General features: G+C 67.2%; 10 protein-coding genes and 1 pseudogene. 3 read left to right on the top strand and 8 right to left on the bottom strand.

What is annotated here, in order from left to right:
* Positions 1-43 precede the first annotated feature (43 nt).
* Together ACSQ8Y_RS27450 and ACSQ8Y_RS27445 are read left to right on the top strand one after the other, a co-directional pair.
* Positions 44-1,873 (top strand): autotransporter assembly complex protein TamA, encoded by a 1,830-nt coding sequence (locus ACSQ8Y_RS27450; protein WP_436269546.1) that lies wholly within the window; start codon positions 44-46, stop codon positions 1,871-1,873.
* A complete protein-coding gene (locus ACSQ8Y_RS27445; protein ID WP_436269545.1) occupies positions 1,873-6,534 on the top strand; it encodes a translocation/assembly module TamB domain-containing protein in 4,662 nt (1,553 codons plus the stop codon). The genes ACSQ8Y_RS27450 and ACSQ8Y_RS27445 overlap by 1 nt, the downstream gene beginning before the upstream one ends.
* Here ACSQ8Y_RS27445 and ACSQ8Y_RS27440 read toward each other — a convergent pair whose 3' ends face one another.
* Entirely contained in the window at positions 6,535-6,684 is a 150-nt protein-coding gene (locus ACSQ8Y_RS27440; protein ID WP_436269544.1) for a hypothetical protein, read from the bottom strand.
* A 100-nt stretch (positions 6,685-6,784) separates the two neighbouring features.
* Positions 6,785-9,256: a prolyl oligopeptidase family serine peptidase gene (locus tag ACSQ8Y_RS27435; protein WP_436269543.1), complete on the bottom strand. Its 2,472-nt coding sequence runs from the start codon at positions 9,254-9,256 to the stop codon at positions 6,785-6,787.
* A gap of 157 nt (positions 9,257-9,413) precedes the next feature.
* Between ACSQ8Y_RS27435 and ACSQ8Y_RS27430 the strand changes: the two genes are divergently transcribed.
* A complete protein-coding gene (locus ACSQ8Y_RS27430; RefSeq protein ID WP_436269542.1) occupies positions 9,414-9,947 on the top strand; it encodes a hypothetical protein in 534 nt (177 codons plus the stop codon).
* 33 nt (positions 9,948-9,980) lie between these two features.
* On the opposite strand, the gene ACSQ8Y_RS27425 is transcribed toward ACSQ8Y_RS27430, so the two are convergent.
* From ACSQ8Y_RS27425 to ACSQ8Y_RS27400, 6 genes and pseudogenes are all read right to left on the bottom strand, one after another.
* A complete protein-coding gene (locus ACSQ8Y_RS27425; protein ID WP_436269541.1) occupies positions 9,981-10,946 on the bottom strand; it encodes a TIGR01777 family oxidoreductase in 966 nt (321 codons plus the stop codon).
* A 2-nt stretch (positions 10,947-10,948) separates the two neighbouring features.
* Positions 10,949-11,488 carry a GbsR/MarR family transcriptional regulator gene (locus ACSQ8Y_RS27420; RefSeq protein WP_436269540.1) on the bottom strand — a complete coding sequence of 180 codons (540 nt, stop codon included), beginning with the start codon at positions 11,486-11,488 and terminating at the stop codon, positions 10,949-10,951.
* Positions 11,489-11,590: 102 nt separating this feature from the next.
* On the bottom strand, positions 11,591-12,667 hold the full coding sequence (locus tag ACSQ8Y_RS27415) for an acyltransferase family protein (protein ID WP_436269539.1): 1,077 nt from the start codon (positions 12,665-12,667) through the stop codon (positions 11,591-11,593).
* Between the two features lie 45 nt (positions 12,668-12,712).
* Positions 12,713-15,541 carry an ATP-binding protein gene (locus ACSQ8Y_RS27410; protein WP_436269538.1) on the bottom strand — a complete coding sequence of 943 codons (2,829 nt, stop codon included), beginning with the start codon at positions 15,539-15,541 and terminating at the stop codon, positions 12,713-12,715.
* A gap of 177 nt (positions 15,542-15,718) precedes the next feature.
* Positions 15,719-16,441, bottom strand: a pseudogene (locus tag ACSQ8Y_RS27405) (hypothetical protein); the annotation flags it as partial.
* Positions 16,434-17,813 carry a hypothetical protein gene (locus ACSQ8Y_RS27400; protein WP_436269537.1) on the bottom strand — a complete coding sequence of 460 codons (1,380 nt, stop codon included), beginning with the start codon at positions 17,811-17,813 and terminating at the stop codon, positions 16,434-16,436. The pseudogene ACSQ8Y_RS27405 and the gene ACSQ8Y_RS27400, both read right to left, overlap by 8 nt.
* Positions 17,814-17,955: the final 142 nt, after the last annotated feature.

Raw genomic sequence — 17,955 nt, 5'->3', positions numbered from 1 at the left:
TCACATCAAAAAAACGGCAGGACCTCGAATTTTGGCACAACTCATGACAAATGTAATGGGCATGCGTGCCGCGGCCGCGGCCCTGCTCGCCTTGGCAGCCCTGCCTTGCGCCGTATTGGCCCAGGGTTTGCAGTACAACGTGCGCGTGAACGCGCCCGGGCCGCTGGAACAACTCCTCACCGACAACCTCGACCTGCTGCGTTTTCGCGGCAATCCGCGCATCGACCGCGAGCAGTTGCAGCGCATGGCGCGCACCGCGCCCGAGCAGGTGAAAACCCTGCTGGCCACCGCCGGCTACTACTCGCCCCTGGTCAGCACCCGCATCGATCCCACCGCCACGCCCACCGTGGTGGTCGACGTGCAGCCCGGCGAGCCGGTACGCGTGGGCAGCGTCGACATCGTGCTGCAAGGCTTTCGCACCGGCGGCGAAGCGCCGTTCGACACCGCCGCGCTGAAAGCCGGCTGGACCCTGCAAAAGGGCGACGTCTTCCGCCAGGACGCGTGGGAGCAGGCCAAGCGCGGCCTGCTGCGCCAGGTTGTACAGACCCGCTATCCGCGCGCCCAGCTCAGCGAAAGCCTGGCCACGGTCGATCCCGAGCAGCACAGCGCCGCGCTGCGCGTAGTGCTCGACAGTGGGCCCGAACTGCGCTTCGGCGAGCTGCGCATTGAAGGCTTGAAGCGCTATCCGGCCTCCATCGTCGCCAACCTGAACCAGATCAAGCCCGGCGAGTACTACAGCGAGGCAGCCTTGCAGGCCTACCAGTCGCGCCTGCAGGACACCGGCTACTTCGCCAGCGTCGAAGTGAGCGCCGACCTCGGCGCCGTCCTCGGCGAGCAGCTCGAAGCCGCCGCCGGGAAACAGGCCGATGCCGATGCGCCGGCTTCGGCAGCCGCCACCGCATCCGCAACGCCCATGCCGCCGCTGCCCCTCTTGGTGCGGGTGGTCGAGAACAAGCGCCGCAACGTCAGCGCCGGTCTCGGTTTCAGTACCAACACCGGCAACCGCGCACAGCTCAACTACGACGACCTGGCCATTTTCGGCCTCAAGATGAAAAGCGCGCTGACGCTGGAGACCAAGAAGCAGACCGCGCGCGGCGACTTCTACTTCCCCGTCACGCCCGAGGGCTACAGCGACAGCTTCGGCGGCGCCTTCGAACGCAGCGACATCGAAGGCGAGGAAACCACCGTCTTCACGGTCTCCGCCAAGCGCGCCTGGGGCACGCCGCTGCTCGAGCGCAGCCTGGGCGTGGAACTGCTGACCGAGCAAAAGACCGTGGCGGGCCAGCCGCCCACCCGCAGCACCAGCTTGCCGCTGACGTATTCGGTCACGCGCAGGAAAGTCGACAACCTTCTGTTCCCGAGCAAGGGTCACGTGGTGAACTGGCAGGTCGGCGGCGCGCTGCTGCCGCTGCTGACGGACGAACCCTTCATCCGCGCCAGCACCAAGGCCATGTGGTATCTGCCCTTCGGCAGCAAGAGCACGGTGATACTGCGCGGCGAACTGGGCGCACTGGCGTCCAAAAACAAGGCTGGCGTGCCGGCCACCTACCAGTTCCGCGCGGGCGGCGACCAGTCCGTGCGCGGCTACGCCTACCAGGAGCTGGGTGTGCGCAAGGGCGAGGCCACGGTCGGCGGCCGCTACCTCGCCACCGCCAGCGCCGAGTACCAGTACTGGTTCAAGCCGGCGTGGGGTGCGGCCGTGTTCTACGACGCCGGCAACGCGTCCGACTCCTTCTCCGGCCTGCATCCGAAGTCCGGCTATGGCGTTGGCGCGCGCTGGAAAAGCCCGGTCGGACCGATCAACGTCGATGCCGCATACGGCCACGCCACAGGCAAGGCGCGTTTGCACTTCTCACTGGGGTTCACTTTCTGATGACCGAAACGATGATCACCAATACGGCGCCAGGCGGCGACGGCGGCCCTCCGGGCGGCCAGGGCAACGGCGGCGCCCGGGGCGCCAACGGCGGCGGTAACGGCAGCGGTAACGGCAGCAGCGGCGGCGGCAACGGCGACAGCGGCGGCCGGCCGCAGCGCCGCTGGCTGCGCCGCGCCCTGGCCGTGCTGGCGGTGCTGCTTGCACTGCTGGCCGGCCTGGTATGGCTGCTGGGGCGCGAGTCCACGCTGCAGCAAATCGTCCAGCGCGTGGCGAGCGCCAGCGGCGGCCAGATCGTCGCCACCGGCGTGAGCGGCTCGCTGTACGGCCGCATGCATATCGACCGCATCGTCCACCGCACGCCCGAGAGCGTCCTGACGGCGAACGACATCACTATCGACTGGTCGCCATTGCAGTACTTCAGCGAAGGCATCGCCATCAGCGAACTGCATATCGCCAGCGCGGTGTCGCAAACGCTGAAGGAAGGCGAACCGGCCAAGTTGCCCGATACGCTGGCGCCCCCCTTCCGCCTCAGCGTGGCCGACGCGCGCCTCGGCAAACTCACCTTGCTGGCCGCCACCGACACGGCCGCCGGCACGGGCACCGTCATCAACGACATCCGGCTGAAACTGGACGGCGACAGCAAGGCCTGGCGCGTGCGCGACGCCAGCGCCATGACCCAGCTCGGCCGCGCGGCGCTGGACGGCACCATAGGCGCACAGCGCCCCTTCAAACTGGACGCCAAAGCCAGCCTGACGCAAACGACGGGCATCCCAGCCGGCGCCAAGCCTGCGCTACTGGCGCTGACCGCAGGCGGCCAGCTGTCGCTGATCGAATTGACGGCGCAAGGCACATCCAGCAACGCCAGCGGCGACGGCAAGCTGACGCTGGCGCCGTTCGACGCCATCATCCTGCGCGCGGCCGATATCAAGGGCCGCGGCATCAATCCGGCGCTGTTCGATCCGGCCTGGCCGCAGGCCGACCTGAGCATGCAAGTGCTGGCGACGATCGCACCCAACCAGGCCGTCAGCGGCAAGCTCGCCATCCTGAACAACGGCCAGCCCGGCGCGCTCGACCAGCACCGCGTGCCGCTGCGCAGCGTCAGCGGGCAACTGGGCGGCACGCTCACCGCCACCACCGTGGAGCAGGTGCTGATCGACCTGGGCGCGGCAGGCAAATTCGCCGGCGGCGGCCGCGTCCAGCGCGTGGCCGTGGACGGCGGCGTCGACGCCGCCACCTTCCAGCTGCACACCGACCGGCTCGACCTGCACGCCATCCATGGCGGCATCAACGCCACCAGGATCGCCGGCGACATCAATGTCGGCAGCACCGGGAAAACGCAAACGGTGACGGTCAATCTGCTGGGCTCGATGGCTGCTTCGTCGACCGCTTCGTCGACCGCTTCGTCGGCCACGCTCCGCGCCGTGCCCGCGCTGCGCCTGGAAGCGCAAGCCACGCTGGCGGACGCCCTGCTGCGCGTCAAACAGGCCCGCGTCACCGTCGGCAAGGGCAGCGTCAACCTGAGCGGCGAAGCGAGCCTGAAAGACCAGCAGCCCTTCAAAGCCAGCGCCAGCATCGTCCGCTTCGACCCGTCCGCGCTGGGCGCGCTGCCGGCGGCGGACCTGAACGGCGACATCGAGGCGAGCGGCAAACTGCTGCCCGCCTGGCAGACGGCCGCCAGTTTCAAACTGGGCGCCAGCCGCTACTTGGGCCAGCCGCTGTCCGGCGCCGGCAAGCTGCAGGCCGATGCGACCCACCTCAGCGGCGTGGACGCCAAGCTCGCCCTCGGCCAGAACACCGTCGACGTGCGCGGCAGCTTTGGCGCCCCGGGCGAGAAGCTGAGCTGGCGCGTCGACGCACGCCAACTGTCCGCCGCAGGCGGCGGCCTGACAGGCAGTCTGGCGGCCAGCGGCGTCGCCACGGGCAGCTACGCCGCACCGCGCAGCACCTTCGAAGCCGACGCCAAAGGCCTCGGCCTGGCGTCCGCCAAGCGCCCGGTGCCGGACAGCGTGCTGCATGCCGCCGGCGAAGTCTGGCTGGCCGGCAAGCACGCCGAAATGAAGGTGGCGGGTAGCGCGCAGCGTTTCAACCCGGCCGCCTTCGGCCCCTACGCGGCGGGCAGCATCAGTGCAGACTTCAGCGGCAGCGCCCGGCTGGCGCCCGACTGGCGCGCGGCGCTGGACCTGAAACTGCAGCCGTCCACGCTGTCCGGCGCGGCACTGTCCGGCTACGCCAAACTGAGCGCCGGCAAGGCCAGGGTCGACAATGCCGACATCGACCTGCACCTGGGCGCCAACAGCCTGCAGGCCAAGGGCGGCTTCGGCAATGCGCGCGACCGGCTGGACTGGCAGCTCGACGCGCCGCAACTGAATGCCCTGGGCGCGGGCTTCGGCGGTGCGCTGCGCGGCGCCGGCACGCTGACCGGCACCATGACGCAGCCGGCGCTGGCCCTCAGCATGGACGGCGCCAATCTGCGCCTGTTCACGCAGCACCAGATCAAGGCCATCAAGGCCAGCGCCAGCATCGGCTCCGGCCAGGGCGGCGCCGACCCGCTCGCCAGCAGCGTCGAACTGACAGCCTATTCCTCGCCCGGCCTCACCATCGACAAGGCGCGCTTCCAGTCCAGCGGCACCCGCGCCGCGCATGCGATGGAACTCAGCGCCAGCAATCCCAGCTTCGATGCGCTCGTCAAAGTCCACGGCGGCAGCAGCAAGGCCGGTGTCGCCGGCGGCACCATCGCCGACGACAACGTCTGGAGCGGCACCATAGACACACTGCAGAACAAGGGCCGCTACGCACTCACCCTGCAAGCCCCCGCCGCACTGCGCATCGCAGGCGCTGCGGGCAGCGGCGCCGCCGGCATCGCGAAACCGGAACAGCTGTCGCTGGCGAACGCCGTCATCAAGCTACCCGACGGCAGCATCCGCATCGACACGCTGGAAAAGAGCGGCCCGCGCTGGCGCAGCAAAGGTTCGGCGGCCGGCGTGCCGGTCAGCTACCTCGCCCAACTGTCCGACGTGTGGCGCGAGAACGTCGTCAGCGACCTCACGCTGGGCGCAGCCTGGGCACTGGACCTGCAGGCGCCGCACGCGCAGGCGCAAACAACGCCAGCCCCGGACGCCAGGCAAACCGCGCTGCCCGGCGTCGAAGGCATGCTGCGCGTCTACCGCGAGAAAGGCGACATCACTGTCACCAGCGGCGAGAAACCGATTCCGCTCGGCCTGCGCCAACTCGAAGTGCGCACCGACGTCGTCAACGGCACCTTGCGCTCGCAACTGAACCTGGAAGGCACGCGCGCCGGCCAAGCGCGCGTCGACGCCACCACGCAACTGCACAACGGGCGCATCGCCAACAGCAGCGCGCTGACGATGACGGGCAATGTCGACATGCCCTCCATCGCCTGGATGGCGCCGCTGGCCGGCATCTTCGGCCTCGAGCTGGATGGCGCCCTGAAAGTGGCCGCCAGCGCCAGCGGCACCATAGGCGAGCCGCTGCTGAACGGCGACATCGCGGGCGAGAAACTGGTGGTCAACTGGGCCGAGCAAGGCATCAAGCTGCGCAACGGCCAGCTGCAAGCCAAACTGACGGGCGACCAGCTGCAATTGCAAAAGCTCACCTTCGACGGCGAACAAGGCCACGCGCAAGCCGACGGCTGGGTGAAATTCGCCAACGCCGAAGCGACCATGCAGCTCAAGCTGGTGGCCGACAAGCTTCTGGTGCTGTCCCGCCCCGACCGCACGCTGGTGCTCAGCGGCCAGAGCACGCTGGTGCGCGACCAGCAGCATTTCCAGCTGGACGGCAGAGTGAAGGCGGACCGCGCCAGCATCGAACTCGGCTCCGAGAACAGTCCCACCATCAGCGACGACGTGGTGGTGCTGGGACGCGGCAAGCCGCCCGGCAAAATGAGCGCCGCCGCGCAAGCCATGCCGCTCAGCGTCAACCTCGAAGCCAACCTGGGCGACCAGTTCCACCTGAAGGGCAAAGGACTGGATGCCGACCTGGCGGGCACGCTCACCTTGCGCATCGCCGACCGCAGGCCGCCGCGCGTGACCGGCAGCATCCGCGTCGACAACGGCACCTACGCGGCCTACGGCCAGAAGCTCAGCATCGAGCGCGGCGTGCTCAATTTCACCGGCGCCTACGACAATCCCGGCCTCAACATCCTGGCCGTGCGCAAGCGCCCCGAGGGCGAGCAGCTGAGCGAGACCAATGTGGAAGCGGGCGTGGAAGTGCGCGGCACGGCGCTGGCGCCGCAAGCCAAGCTGGTGTCGACGCCGTCCGTGCCCGACAGCGACGAGCTGGCCTGGCTGGTGCTCGGCCACGGCATCGCGGACGCGGGCGGCAACGAGATGGCGCTGCTGGGAACGGCGGCCGGGGCGCTGTTCGGCGGCAGCGGCGGCGGCATCGCCGGCAAGCTGGGGCTGGACGAACTGGGCGTGGGGCAGGCGGCGGGCAGTTCGCAGGCCAAAGGGCTGGAAAACACCGTGGTCACGGTCGGCAAGCGGCTCTCGTCGCGCGCCTACCTCAGCTTCGAGCAGGGCGCCGGCACGGCCACCAGCCTGGTCAAGCTGCGCTACAAACTGAATCCGCGCATCACGCTGCAATTCCAGACCGGCACCAACAACGCGCTCGACGTGCTCTACACCTGGGCCTTCGACTGATCAACTCGGGTTGTGGTCCGGCACCGGATCGTCCTGCGGCACGGGCGGCTCGGGATGGTGGTGCGGATGGGCCGGCTGCGGCTCGGGGACCGGTTCGTCCACCGGCGCCGGGTCCGGCGCGCGGTGGGCGTGGATGAGATCTGGGGCCATGGTTCACTCCCTTCGGGGTTGAAAAGAATACACCAGTGTGGTGCTGCACCACACTAGCATGGCACCCTATTCTACGCCGCTCGGCAGCGGCGCGGCACGCTCACGGCTGGGCCGCTTTCACGTATTTCTCCAGCCAGGCGTTGGTCTCGTACAGCATGTGCATGATGGACTCGCGCGCGCGGTAGGCGTGCGACTCGTTCGGCAGCATCACCAGCCGCGCCGTGCCGCCCAGGCCCTTGATGGCCTGGAACATGCGCTCGCTCTGGATCGGAAAAGTGCCCGAATTGCTGTCCTGCTCGCCGTGGATCATCAGCAGCGCGTCCTTGATCTTGTCGGCGTTGTTGAACGGCGACATGGCCTGGTACACCTCCTGCGCTTTCCAGAACGGCCGGTCTTCCGACTGGAAACCGAACGGCGTCAGCGTGCGGTTGTAGGCGCCGCTGCGCGCAATGCCGGCCTTGAACAAACGCGTATGCGCCAGCAGGTTGCCGGTCATGAAGGCGCCGTAGGAATGCCCGCCGATGGCGATGCGGTGGCGCTCTGCCACGCCGCGCCGCACCACCTCGTCGACCGCCGCTTCGGCGTCGGCCACCAGCTGCGCCAGATAGGTGTCGTTCGGTTCCTGCCCGGCGCTGCCGACGATGGGGAAGGAAGGATTGTCGAGCACCGCGTAGCCCATCGCCAGGAAGGCCGCCGGCCCCCAGTAGCTGACCGCGTTGAACTTGTATGGCGAACCGGTGGTCTGGCTGGCCGCGGCGGCCGACTTGAAATCCTGCGGATACGCCCACATCAGCATCGGCAGCGGGCCGTCGCGCTTCGGATCGTAGTCCGGCGGCAGCAGCAGCGTCGCGGTCAGGTCCACGCCGTCCTTGCGCCGGTAGCGGATCTGCTCTTTCTGCACGTGCTTCAACTGCGGCAGCGGATGGGGGAAATGCGTCAGCGCGGTCAGCTGGGCGTCGCCTTGCAGCGCCAGCTCGCGCACATAGAAGTTCGGGCGCTCGGTCGGCGACTCGCGCGTGGACAGCAGCCTGGTGCCGTCCTCGTTCAGCACCGCCACCACGTTCTCGTAATACGGCGCGCTGCTCTGGAACAGGCGCTCCTTCCGCTTCGTGACCAGGTTGAGGCGGTCGATGAAGGGGCGGTCGCCTTCCGGCGAGGCGCCGGGGCCATCCAGCAGGATGGAATTGTCCGGGCCGATCAGCAGGCGCGGCAAGCCCGCCGCGTCGGCGCGCATCACCGGCGAGCCGGGGTGGCTGTAGCGGTCCTCTGCCGAGCCTTCGTACAGCAGCTCAGGCGCGCTGTCCGGATGGTCCGGCGCAATCTTCCACTGCTTGACGGCGCGGGTCTTGATCCAGCGCTCGCCCAGCAGCGCCACGTCGCCGCGGCCCCAGGCCACGCCTGCGAAGCGCGAGGCCAGCCGGGCCAGCACCGCCGGCGGCGCTGTAAACGGCGCGGCCTGGGTGTAGACGATGTCGCGCACCTCGGCCGCCTTGGCCGGGTCGCCGTCGTCCTGGGCTTCGGCCCAGGCCAGCGTGGCAGGCGCATCGACGCGCCAGCCGATATGGCGCGGGCCGGTGCGCACCGCGTCGTTTCCCGGCGGTAGGCCTTCGCGCAGCGGCAACGTGGCCACCGTGTGCTGCAGCTTGCCGTCCAGCTCGCGCACCTCGATCCGCTCGCCGAAGCTCGACACCGGCACGACATAGGAATACGGCCGCGCGATGCTGGCGGTCAGCAGGTGCTTGCCGCCCGGCGCCAGCGAAGCGCGCGAATACAGGCCCGGCTTGCCGATCAGCCGCAGTTTGCCGCCCAGGTCCACCAGCGCCAGCTGGGAAGTGATGTAGTGTTCGAACAGCCTGGCGTCGTCCTCGTTCTTCAGCAGGTCCGGATAGGTGCGCAGCTGGCGCGTGCCGGCGCCGGGCTGGCTGTCCTGCGCGGCGGGACCGGACGGTACGCCGCTCGGCACCGGTGGCGCGCCCAGGCCGGCCGGACGCAGTTGCACCAGCAAGCCCTTGCCGTCCGGCTGCCACTGGAAGCCACGACTGAACACCGCCGACAAGGGCTGGGCCAGCAGCTTCTTCGCGCTGCGCGCCGCCACGTCCACCAGCCACAGTTCCACGCCAGCATCCTTGCCGGCGCCCTTGCCATCGTCGACGCCGTAGCTGATGCGGGTGAAGGCGAGGTAGCGCTGGTCCGGCGACCACGCCAGGTCGGCCACGCGCAGCTCGCGCGGCAAGCCGGCGATTTTCGCTTCCTTACGGGTCTCGATGTCGAGCAGCGTCAGCGCGGTGCCGAAGGTGAAACGGCTGGCCGAATAGGTGCGCGGATTGATGCGCAGACCGGCCAGTTTCACCTCCGGCTGCGCCACCTCGGCGATGCTCGGCAGCTCCGGCTGCGACACCAGCATCAGCAGGTTGCGCTGTGGGCTCAGGGACAGCATCGGCGCGCGCGGCGCGTCGACGATGGCCTGCAGCGGCGCGGGCGGCAGCGCGTAGCCGCCGCTCTGGGCGCCGGCCAGCGGCGATGCGGCCATCAAGCCCAAAGCCAGCGGCAGCAGAGGATTTCGAATGGTCATGGTTCTCTCGGGTGGCAAGTCGGCGAAGCAGCCATAGTGAGTATTGCCAGCTTGAAAGTCAATCGACGGCGGATATCAACTGTTGCGCGGACGGTGCCTGCCGCCGCCCTGGCCGGGGCTTGCTTTACAATCGTGTTTTTTGCGCGCTGAGAACCCTATGGAAATGACCACGATCGCCCTGCTCGTCCTCGTACCGCTGCTGGTATGGCGCATCTACTCGCGCCTGAAATACATGCTGAAGCGGCAGGAATCGCAGATGTGGCGGCACTGGCTGTCGGCCGTGGCCTTCCCGGTGCTGCTGGCGTGGCTGGCGCTGTCCATGCTGGACAATGAGCTTGGCCTGTCCTGCCTGGCGGCGGGCGCGCTGGGCGGCGCGTGGCTCGGGGTGTTCGGCCTGAAGGGTACGCGCTTCGAGTCCGTGGGGCGGCGCTACTTCTTCACGCCCAATCTGCGCATCGGCATCATCGTGTTCATGCTGTTCGCGGCGCGCATGCTGTATCGCGGCCTGGAGCTGTACATGATCAGCCGCGTCGAAACACCGAACCTGATGTCGCAAACCGAATTCGTGCAGAGCCCGGCCACCACCGTGGTCCTGGGCCTGTTGGCGGGCTACTGCGCCGCCTACTCGATCGGCATGATACGCTGGCGCCGCGCGCAGAAACCGCTGCCCGAGCCGAAAGAGCTGGACTAAGGCCAGGGTAAGGCTGGGGTAAGGCTGGGGTAACTAAAGCAGCCCGGCCAGCGCACTTTTCACCGTGGCATGGCGGAACGCGAAGCCGCTCGCCAGCAAGCGTGCCGGCACCACCGTTTGCCCCTCCAGCAGCAGGTCCGCCTGCTCGCCCAGCAGCAGCCGCAGCGGCCAGCCCGGCGTCGGCATGAAACTCGGCCGGCCGGCCAGGCACGCAGCGATTTTGCTGAACTCCCCCTGCGACACCTGCTCCGGCGCCGTGAAGTTGTAGGCGGCCTGCACCCTCCCGCCGTGCTCGCCGCTCTCGCTCAAACGCCACAGGTGCGCCATCCCGCGCAGCACGTCATCGACATGTATCCACGACATGCGCTGGCGGCCACCGCCCATGGGCCCGCCCATGCCCAGCTTGATCGGCAACAGCATCATCGGCAGCGCGCCCTGGGCACCAAACACCAGTCCAAGACGCAGGCATGCCACCTGCACGCCATGCCGCTCCGCCTGGCGCGCGGCGGCCTCCCACTCCTGGCACAGCTGCGACATGAAGACAGCCTGCGGCGGCGCCTCCTCGGTCAGCGGCGTCAGGTCGCCCATGGCCTGCACGCCGTAAAAGCCGATGGCCGACGCGGACAGCATCAGACGCGGCTTGTGCTCCGCCCAGGCGATCCAGGCCACCACGCTGTCGGTCAGGCCGATGCGGCTGCGGCGCAGCGCCGCCTTGCGCTTCGCTGTCCAGCGCCAGCCCAGGATGCGCGCACCCGCCAGGTTGAAGACAACATCGACGCGGTGCGCGGCAGGCAGCTCGTCCATGCTGCCGATGCAGCGCACCGCGCGGTCGAACAGCTGTGCAGCCTGCGCCGGCGAGCGCGTCAGGATGGTCACATCGTGGCCTTCGCGCAGCAGGGCCGGCACCAGGCGCTGGCCGATGAAACCGGTGGCGCCGGTCAGCAGGACGCCCTGCTTGCGCGCGCTGAAGGAGATGAGATCGGAATTGGAGGTGTTCATGGTCATTTGTCCTTGTCGTCCGAGCCGAGGAAGCGCGCCACCGTGCCGCCCATTTTCAGGAAGCGCAGCATGGTCGCGGGCGGCAGGTTCTTGTAGTCGTTGTAGGTCGTGCCCAGCATCTCCATGAACTCCAGCACCTTGTTCATGCGCTCCCTGGTGGCCGCCTCCAGCGCGGCGTCCGTCTCGGCCTCGATGGCGCATTCGCGCAGCACCGTCAGCGTCGGATCGATCTCGCGCCGCTTGCGCTCCTCGATGATGATGCGGAAAATCTCCCACACGTCCTGCAGCGCCAGGAAATGGTCGCGCCGGTCGCCCATCACGTGGCTGACCTTGATCAGGCCCCAGCTTTGCAGCTCCTTCAGGCTGTTGCTGACATTCGAGCGCGCCACATTCAGCGTCTCGGCGATGTCCTCGGCGGTCTGCGGCGCGTTCGCCAGGAACAGCAGCGCATGGATCTGCGCCACCGTCCGGTTCACGCCCCAGCGGGTTCCCATCTCACCCCAGTGGAGGATGTACTTCTGCATGGTCGGAGTCAGTTCCATGACATTTTCCTTATTTCTGTTATTACAGAAATTAAAGACCACAGGGACGCCGATGTCAATCTAATTCGGCATTTCGCGGCGCGGTGCCCCTGGCGGATCGAATCAGACCGGACGGGACCGGACCGTTTCGAACTTGCGCTTCAACTTCAGGAAATGGCGCTCGAACAACTCATAGGACAGCACCGACAACAACATGGTCGCGAGCAGGGCCGCGATGGCTTGCACCCACCAGCCGCCATCCAGCTTCCCGGCTACGCGCCGGCCGATTTCGATGCCCATGAAGTGGAAGACGTACAGGCCGTAGGAAATTTTCCCCAGGTAGCGCAGCGGGCGGCTCGCCAGGAAGCCCAGCCATGGCTCATGCAACGCCGCCATGGTCAGGGCTGCCGCGCCGCAGGCCGTGACGGTGTAGATGTAGACCTGGTGGATGCCGTTCACGCCTATCGGCGTCAACCACATGCCGCCGAACAGCGCCGCCGTCCCGCCGGCCAGCAGCGCGATGCGAACCGGGACAGAATCGGGCAGCACCGGCCGCAACGCGCCCAGCAAGGTGCCCAGCAGCAGCGAGTCGGCGCTCACCATGGAGGTCCAGATCATCGGATGCGGCGCCTGGTTCAGCATCATCACCAGGCGCGCGCCCAGAAACAGCAGCCAGATGGCAAGCAGGCCGGACACCAGGCGCCTCGAGCTGGCGAGGAAGCTTGCCAGCATCAGGGGCAGGAACAGATAGAACTGCTCTTCCAGCGAGATGGTCCACAAATGCGGCGTAAACGGAATGTCGCCGTAGCCCCGGAATCCGCTGATGATGTTGTCGACAAAAAGCATCTGGCCGAGGAAGCGGAACCAGTCGCCATGCGGGACCGGGATCGTGCGCGGGATGAAGGTCAGCGCGAAGAGCGCGACGCAGAAACCAAAGTACAAGGGCCAGATGCGCAGGGCGCGCCGCATATAGAATTTTCTGACCGATATGCCGCCGCTTGCCTGCCACTCCGCGCGCAGGATGGCGGTCAGCAAATAGGCGCTCAGAAACAGGAAGACATGCACGCCGACCCAGCCCTGCTCCTGGAACAGGCGCAGCAGCGGACTTGCCGAGGGCGGCAAGTGGTGCAGCAGCACCAGGAAGAACGCGAAGAAACGGAGCCCGTCCAGGGTGGGGAAATACAGCGCAGGTGTCTTCATCCGAAATGACTATATGAAAAACCCCGCGTCTCGGCGGGGTTCGGTTTAGGCGGCGGCTTTGTCCGGCGTGCGGCGCTGGAGCACGAAGATGGGCTGGGCCCACTGCGTGTCCTTCTTTTTCTTGCTTGTGATGAGCGTCAGCTCGGACGGGTCGTAGACGTCGGTGTTGTGGGTCAGCGGCGTCGTCATCAGGTACTGGGCTTCGGTGTTCTTCAGGAACTCGCCGACCAGCTGGATGTTGCGGATGTCCAGGTGGGCGAACGGTTCGTCGATGAACACGAAGCCGCCGGAACCGTCTTCCGACTTCAGCAGGCCAATCAGCAGCACCAGCGATTTCATCACCTGCTGGCCGCCGGACGCTTCGCCGTCGTTCATGCCGATCGGGCCTTTGCCGTCGAACTTGAAGCGCACGTGCAAACCGGCCTGCGACAGCTGCAAATCGTCGTTCTCCAGCTTGACCGGGTCCGAATGCACCTCGATGCCCGCCAGTTCGCCCAGCTCCTTGATGTTCTTGCTGTACGTTTTGATCGTATAGCGCAAACGCTCGATGTAGGCGCCGCGCGCGTTCGTCGTCGCTTCGATGGCGCGGTTGTTCTGGTAGCGGCGCTCTTCCGTCTCGACCTGGCGGTTCTGCAGCTGGTCGTTCAGGCGCGCGTACTGGTCGATCACCGTCGCGTCCAGTTCCCAGTCGCTGCGCGCCAGGCTCGCTTCCAGGCTGTGGATGCGCAATATGGTCTGGTGCGCGTTGACGTATTCGGCCACCAGGCGCGCGCGGCGTGCCGGACGGCGCCAGTTGTACGGCATGTGCCGCCACTGGCGGCGCAGCGCCAGCAGCGCCTTGGCGTGGTCGGCGCGCTGCTCGATCACGCGCTTGTGGTTCAGGCGCAGGCCGGCTTCTGACTCCGACAGGTTGAAGCGCGCGTTCTGCCACGTGGTGTCGGCGCGGGTGCGCGCGATGGTCGCGTTCTTGATCAGACCTTGCAGCTCGCCCAGGCGCGAACCGACTTCGGTGCGCTCGGCTTTCAAGGGCACCGAGCTGCGCGCCGCTTCGTCGAATTCGTCCTGGCGCGCGCTCAGTTCCTTGGCCGCGTCGACGCCGGCCAGGCGGCCCTTCAACGCGCTCACTTCGGAGGCGAGCTTGCTGATGGTGAGCGTGAACGCGTCTTCCTGCGCTTCCAGCGCGGGCATGTTCTTCAGGATCGCTTCCATGCGCTGCGACTTGCCCGCGGAACCGAAGCGGTAGCGCGAAGCTTCGACGAACAGCGAACGGCCGCCGCGGCGTTCCTTGTGGTATGCCTCCGGCGTGATCCATTCTTCGATATGGCCCTGGCGCGCGCCCTCTTCCACCGAGTCCACGCGCGTGATGCGCATCAGCTGTTCGATCAGCCAGCCGGGCGCCTTGTCGGAGAACTTCACCACCGACATCAGGCTGTCGCCCTTGGTGCTCGGCGCGGTGATCAGGTCCGGCACGATGAAATGGCGATAGCGCTCCTTCTCCGCCAGGCGATAGGCGGCGGCCGCGTCGCTGGACTTATCCAGCAGCACAACCGAGGCGTAGCCGCCCAGCACGCCCTCGACGGCGCCCTGCCATTTCGGATCCGTCACTTCGACGATGTCCGACAGCATGGCGTGGCTGATCTTGGCGTCGTTCAGCGCGCGGCGCATGGCGCGCACGTTGTCCGGCTCCGGCATGGCGGTCTTGCCCTGCAGCGCGGAAATGGTCGCCTTGTCCTGCGCGATGCGCGAGGAGATGGTGTCGCGGCCCAGCTTCTGGCGCGCCAGTTCGGCTTCCTTCTGCTCCAGCTGCGCGCTTACTTCTGCGATGTCGGCGCCGGAATCGGCGGCCAGCTTCTGCAGGCGCGCCTTCTGCTCCAGCAGGCTGTCCAGCGGTTTGAGTTTGCTGTTGATGGAGTTCAGGCGGCTTTGCAGCGCGGTCGATTCCTGCTCCAGCACGGTCTCGTGCTGCTGCGCCTCGGTGAACGCCTGCGCCTGCGCGGCGACGTGGGCGCGCTTGTCGGCCAGTTGCTGGTCGGCCTGCATCAGCGGCTTGCGCGCTTCGCGCAGCTGGCGCGTGATGCTGGACTGCTTCTCGCGCGCCTCGTGGTATTCCAGCGTCGGCAGCACTTCTTCCTGCAGCGTGCGGCGTTCCTTGGTCAGGCCTTCCCATTGATGGTAGTTTGCCACGCGCAGGCGCAGACCCTCCAGGTTGGTCTTGGAGCCTTCCAGTTCCGCTTCGAAGCGTTTCAGCTCCGTCTCGGTGTCGCGCTGGTGGCGCTTGGCCTCGTCGTACGCGTCCAGCACTTCCTTGTCGCCGAAGACCTGGAACACCAGGTCCAGCAACTGGCGCGGCGCGTACTCGCACAGCTTGTCGGTTTCGCCCTGCTCGAGCGCCAGCACTTTGGCCATCGCCGGCGACAGGCCGGCATTGGCCAGCCGCTTGCGGTAATTCTCGACGCCCAGCCAGTCGTTGGCGGCGTCGGAGATTTCCTCGATCTGCACATTCCCAGGACGCATCAGGTACTGGCGCTTCCAGTCGCCGCCGTTTTTCTGGATCTGGCAGAACAGCGTCACCTCGTCGTCGGAGAAGAAGCCGGAGCTGCGGAAAGGGCGGTTCGACAGCTGCTTGCCGACGTTCTTGTTGTCGACCACGGCGCGCAGCCAGGAGGTCTGCTGGCCGGCGTGGCGCGCGTAGTGCTTATAGGTGCGGCCCATCGAGCAATCGAGGCCGAACAGGGTGCGCAGCGCGTCCAGCAAGGTGGTCTTGCCGGAGCCGTTCTGGCCCGCGATCGTGATGATCTTGGCGTCCAGCGGAATGTTCTTGATGCGCTGCCAGTAATCCCAATGGACCAGCTCCAGCGATTTGATATGAAACATGGCTTAGTCTCGGTTCGGGGTATCGGATGGCGCGACCGCCTTGGCGTCGCCGTCTGCTTCGGCTTGGGCATCGGCTTGGGCATCGGCTTGGGCATCGGCTTGAGCGTGGGCCGCCGCAGCTTCCACCGAAGCTGCGTGGGCCTCGTCGGCTTCCACGGCGATGGCTTCGGCGGCGGCTTCTGCCACCACGGCCGCTTCCGCGAAGGCGGCTTTTTCGGCGGCGGTGGACGCGGCGGCTTCAGCCAGCGCGGCGCGCGGGATGTGCACCACTTGCGCCGGTGCGCGCTTGAACACTTCGGCCAGCGCGCCGTTGATGATGCGCTCCTTGAGCAAGTCGGTGTCCATCAGCAGGTCCAGCAGCGGGCCTTCGACGATGATGTCGCCGCGGCGCTCGATGAAACCGAGCTTGCCGAGGATGCCGAGGTTCATGTCCATGCGGGTCTTCTTGCCCAGCTTGTCGCCGAAGTCGGCCAGCAGCGCCTTGTACGGGATGCCGATCGAGCTGTCTTCCGCGCGCGGCAGCGGCTTGTCGATGCCGAACATGTCGTTCTGGTCGTCCTCGGCGTGGGTGTGGGTCTCCTGGCGTTCGCGCTTGGGCAGGATGATCTGCGCCCACAGCACCACCAGCAGGGCCACGCCGTCGCGCGCCAGGCCGAAATTATTGTTCTGCCATACGTCGCGCGCGCCGAACACCTTGGGTTCGATGCTGCGCGACAGCGCCAGCGTCACGTGGTCGGCGTACACGTTGTCCAGCATTTTCATGCCGCAGGCGGCCAGGCGCTGGTCCACTTCGGCGCGGAACAGTTCGTCCGACAGCACGCGCTTGACCAGGCGGTCGTCGCGCTTCAGGGTCTGATGCGTCAGCAGGCGCGCGATCAGGATCTGGGAATCGTCATTCATCTTGGGTTCCCGGTTCTAAATTCAGGTCTATATTCAGCGACAGCGACGCCATGCTCATGGCGGCCACTTCGAGGTCGGGCAGCTGCACCATCTCGTCGGTCGGGTTGAAGGAGATCGGCAGGCGGGCCAGCGCGGCGGTCGCGCCTTGCAGGCTCGCCTCGGACGGGTCGCCCAGCAGCGGCAGCAGCGAGGCGCGGTAGGACGCCACGGCGAAACTGGCCGGCAGCAGCGATTCGTGCGCCTGCACCGCCTTCGGCGCCTCGTCGGCCACGCTCGGGAAGTTGCCCAGTGCGGCGAAGTCGGACAGGCGCTCGAGCCAGTCGTCGAGCTCCTTCTGCATGGCGGGGGCGTCGTTGATGGTGGTGGGCGCATCCTGCCCGGTCGGCAGGCCGCCCGGCGCCAGGTTCCCGGCGCGTTCGGACAGCAATTCGGTTTCAGCCACGTCGATCATTTCGGCAGGAGTAATAAACAGCGGCACCACGGGCTGGTCGATGGCACCTTCGGCCAGCTGGGCCAGGTCTTCATGGGCGAGCAGCCAGCGCTTGATGTCGGTGGTGGACAGGCCGGACTGGCCCAGGTGCACCCGCTGGCGTTCAATCTGGTTCAGCGCGCGCGAGAACATGCCCTGCATGTTCAGCAGCGCGCTCTGGGCGCGGCCGATGGCCTGGGCCGCGCGGTGCGTGGCCGAGTCGGCGTTTTCGTCGGAGGTGATGGCGCGCAGGATCTCGGAGCCCTTCTCCACCCAGTCGCAGGCCATATGCCATTTGTCCTGCGAGGCGCGCAGGCGGAATTCGGAACCGGAGGCGATGGCGTCGCGGAATTCCTCGGTCAGGTCCATCAGACGGCCCAGCAAATGCTGCAGCTGCTCGACGGTCACGCCGCCCACGGCCTGGGCGCCGGCCACCTGCGACAGCAGGAAGCCCATTTCGGCCTGGTCCTCGTTCTGGTTCATGCCGAGCAGGCTGTCGATGGCCGACAGCACGTTGCGCGCGATCGGCGTGACGCGGTAGACCGCGTTCTGCGCGTCCCAGGCCAGCAGCTGGTTGGTGCGCAGGCGCATCAGCACCGTTTCCAGGCTTTCCGGCAGCAGATAGGCCAGGCGCGTGTTGATGTCCGCCCGCGTAAACGAGGACGAGGCGCTGTCCGAGGCCAGCTCGCGCAGCACCAGCAGGCGCACGGCGACCCCGTCAAAGCCGCCGTGGAACAGGGCTGTGAACACTTGCAGCAGGGGCTGGGCGCGCTTCAGGTGGTAAACCTGTTCGATCTCGTCGGCCGCGATGTGCGGCTGAAAGTGCGCCTGCAGGGCGTCCTGCGCATCTTGCGCCTGCTGATCGGTCGGGTTTGCGTCTGCAGCACCGGCTGCATTTGCCATTATGTCTATCATTCTGCTCCGTGTTGCCATTTATGCACGCCGCGCAGGCAATGCTCGCGGGGGGCGTCAGTATAGCAGTTCTGCACAGGCCGCCGACGCGCAGTGGAGCGGACGCAACATGTCATGCGCGCGCCATCGGCGG

Origin of the sequence: Pseudoduganella sp. LjRoot289, assembly GCF_964252925.1 — a bacterium.
Classification (GTDB): domain Bacteria; phylum Pseudomonadota; class Gammaproteobacteria; order Burkholderiales; family Burkholderiaceae_D; genus Rugamonas.
The sequence above is the reverse complement of the archived record's forward strand: the minus strand, read 5'-3'. Positions and strand labels throughout refer to the sequence as shown.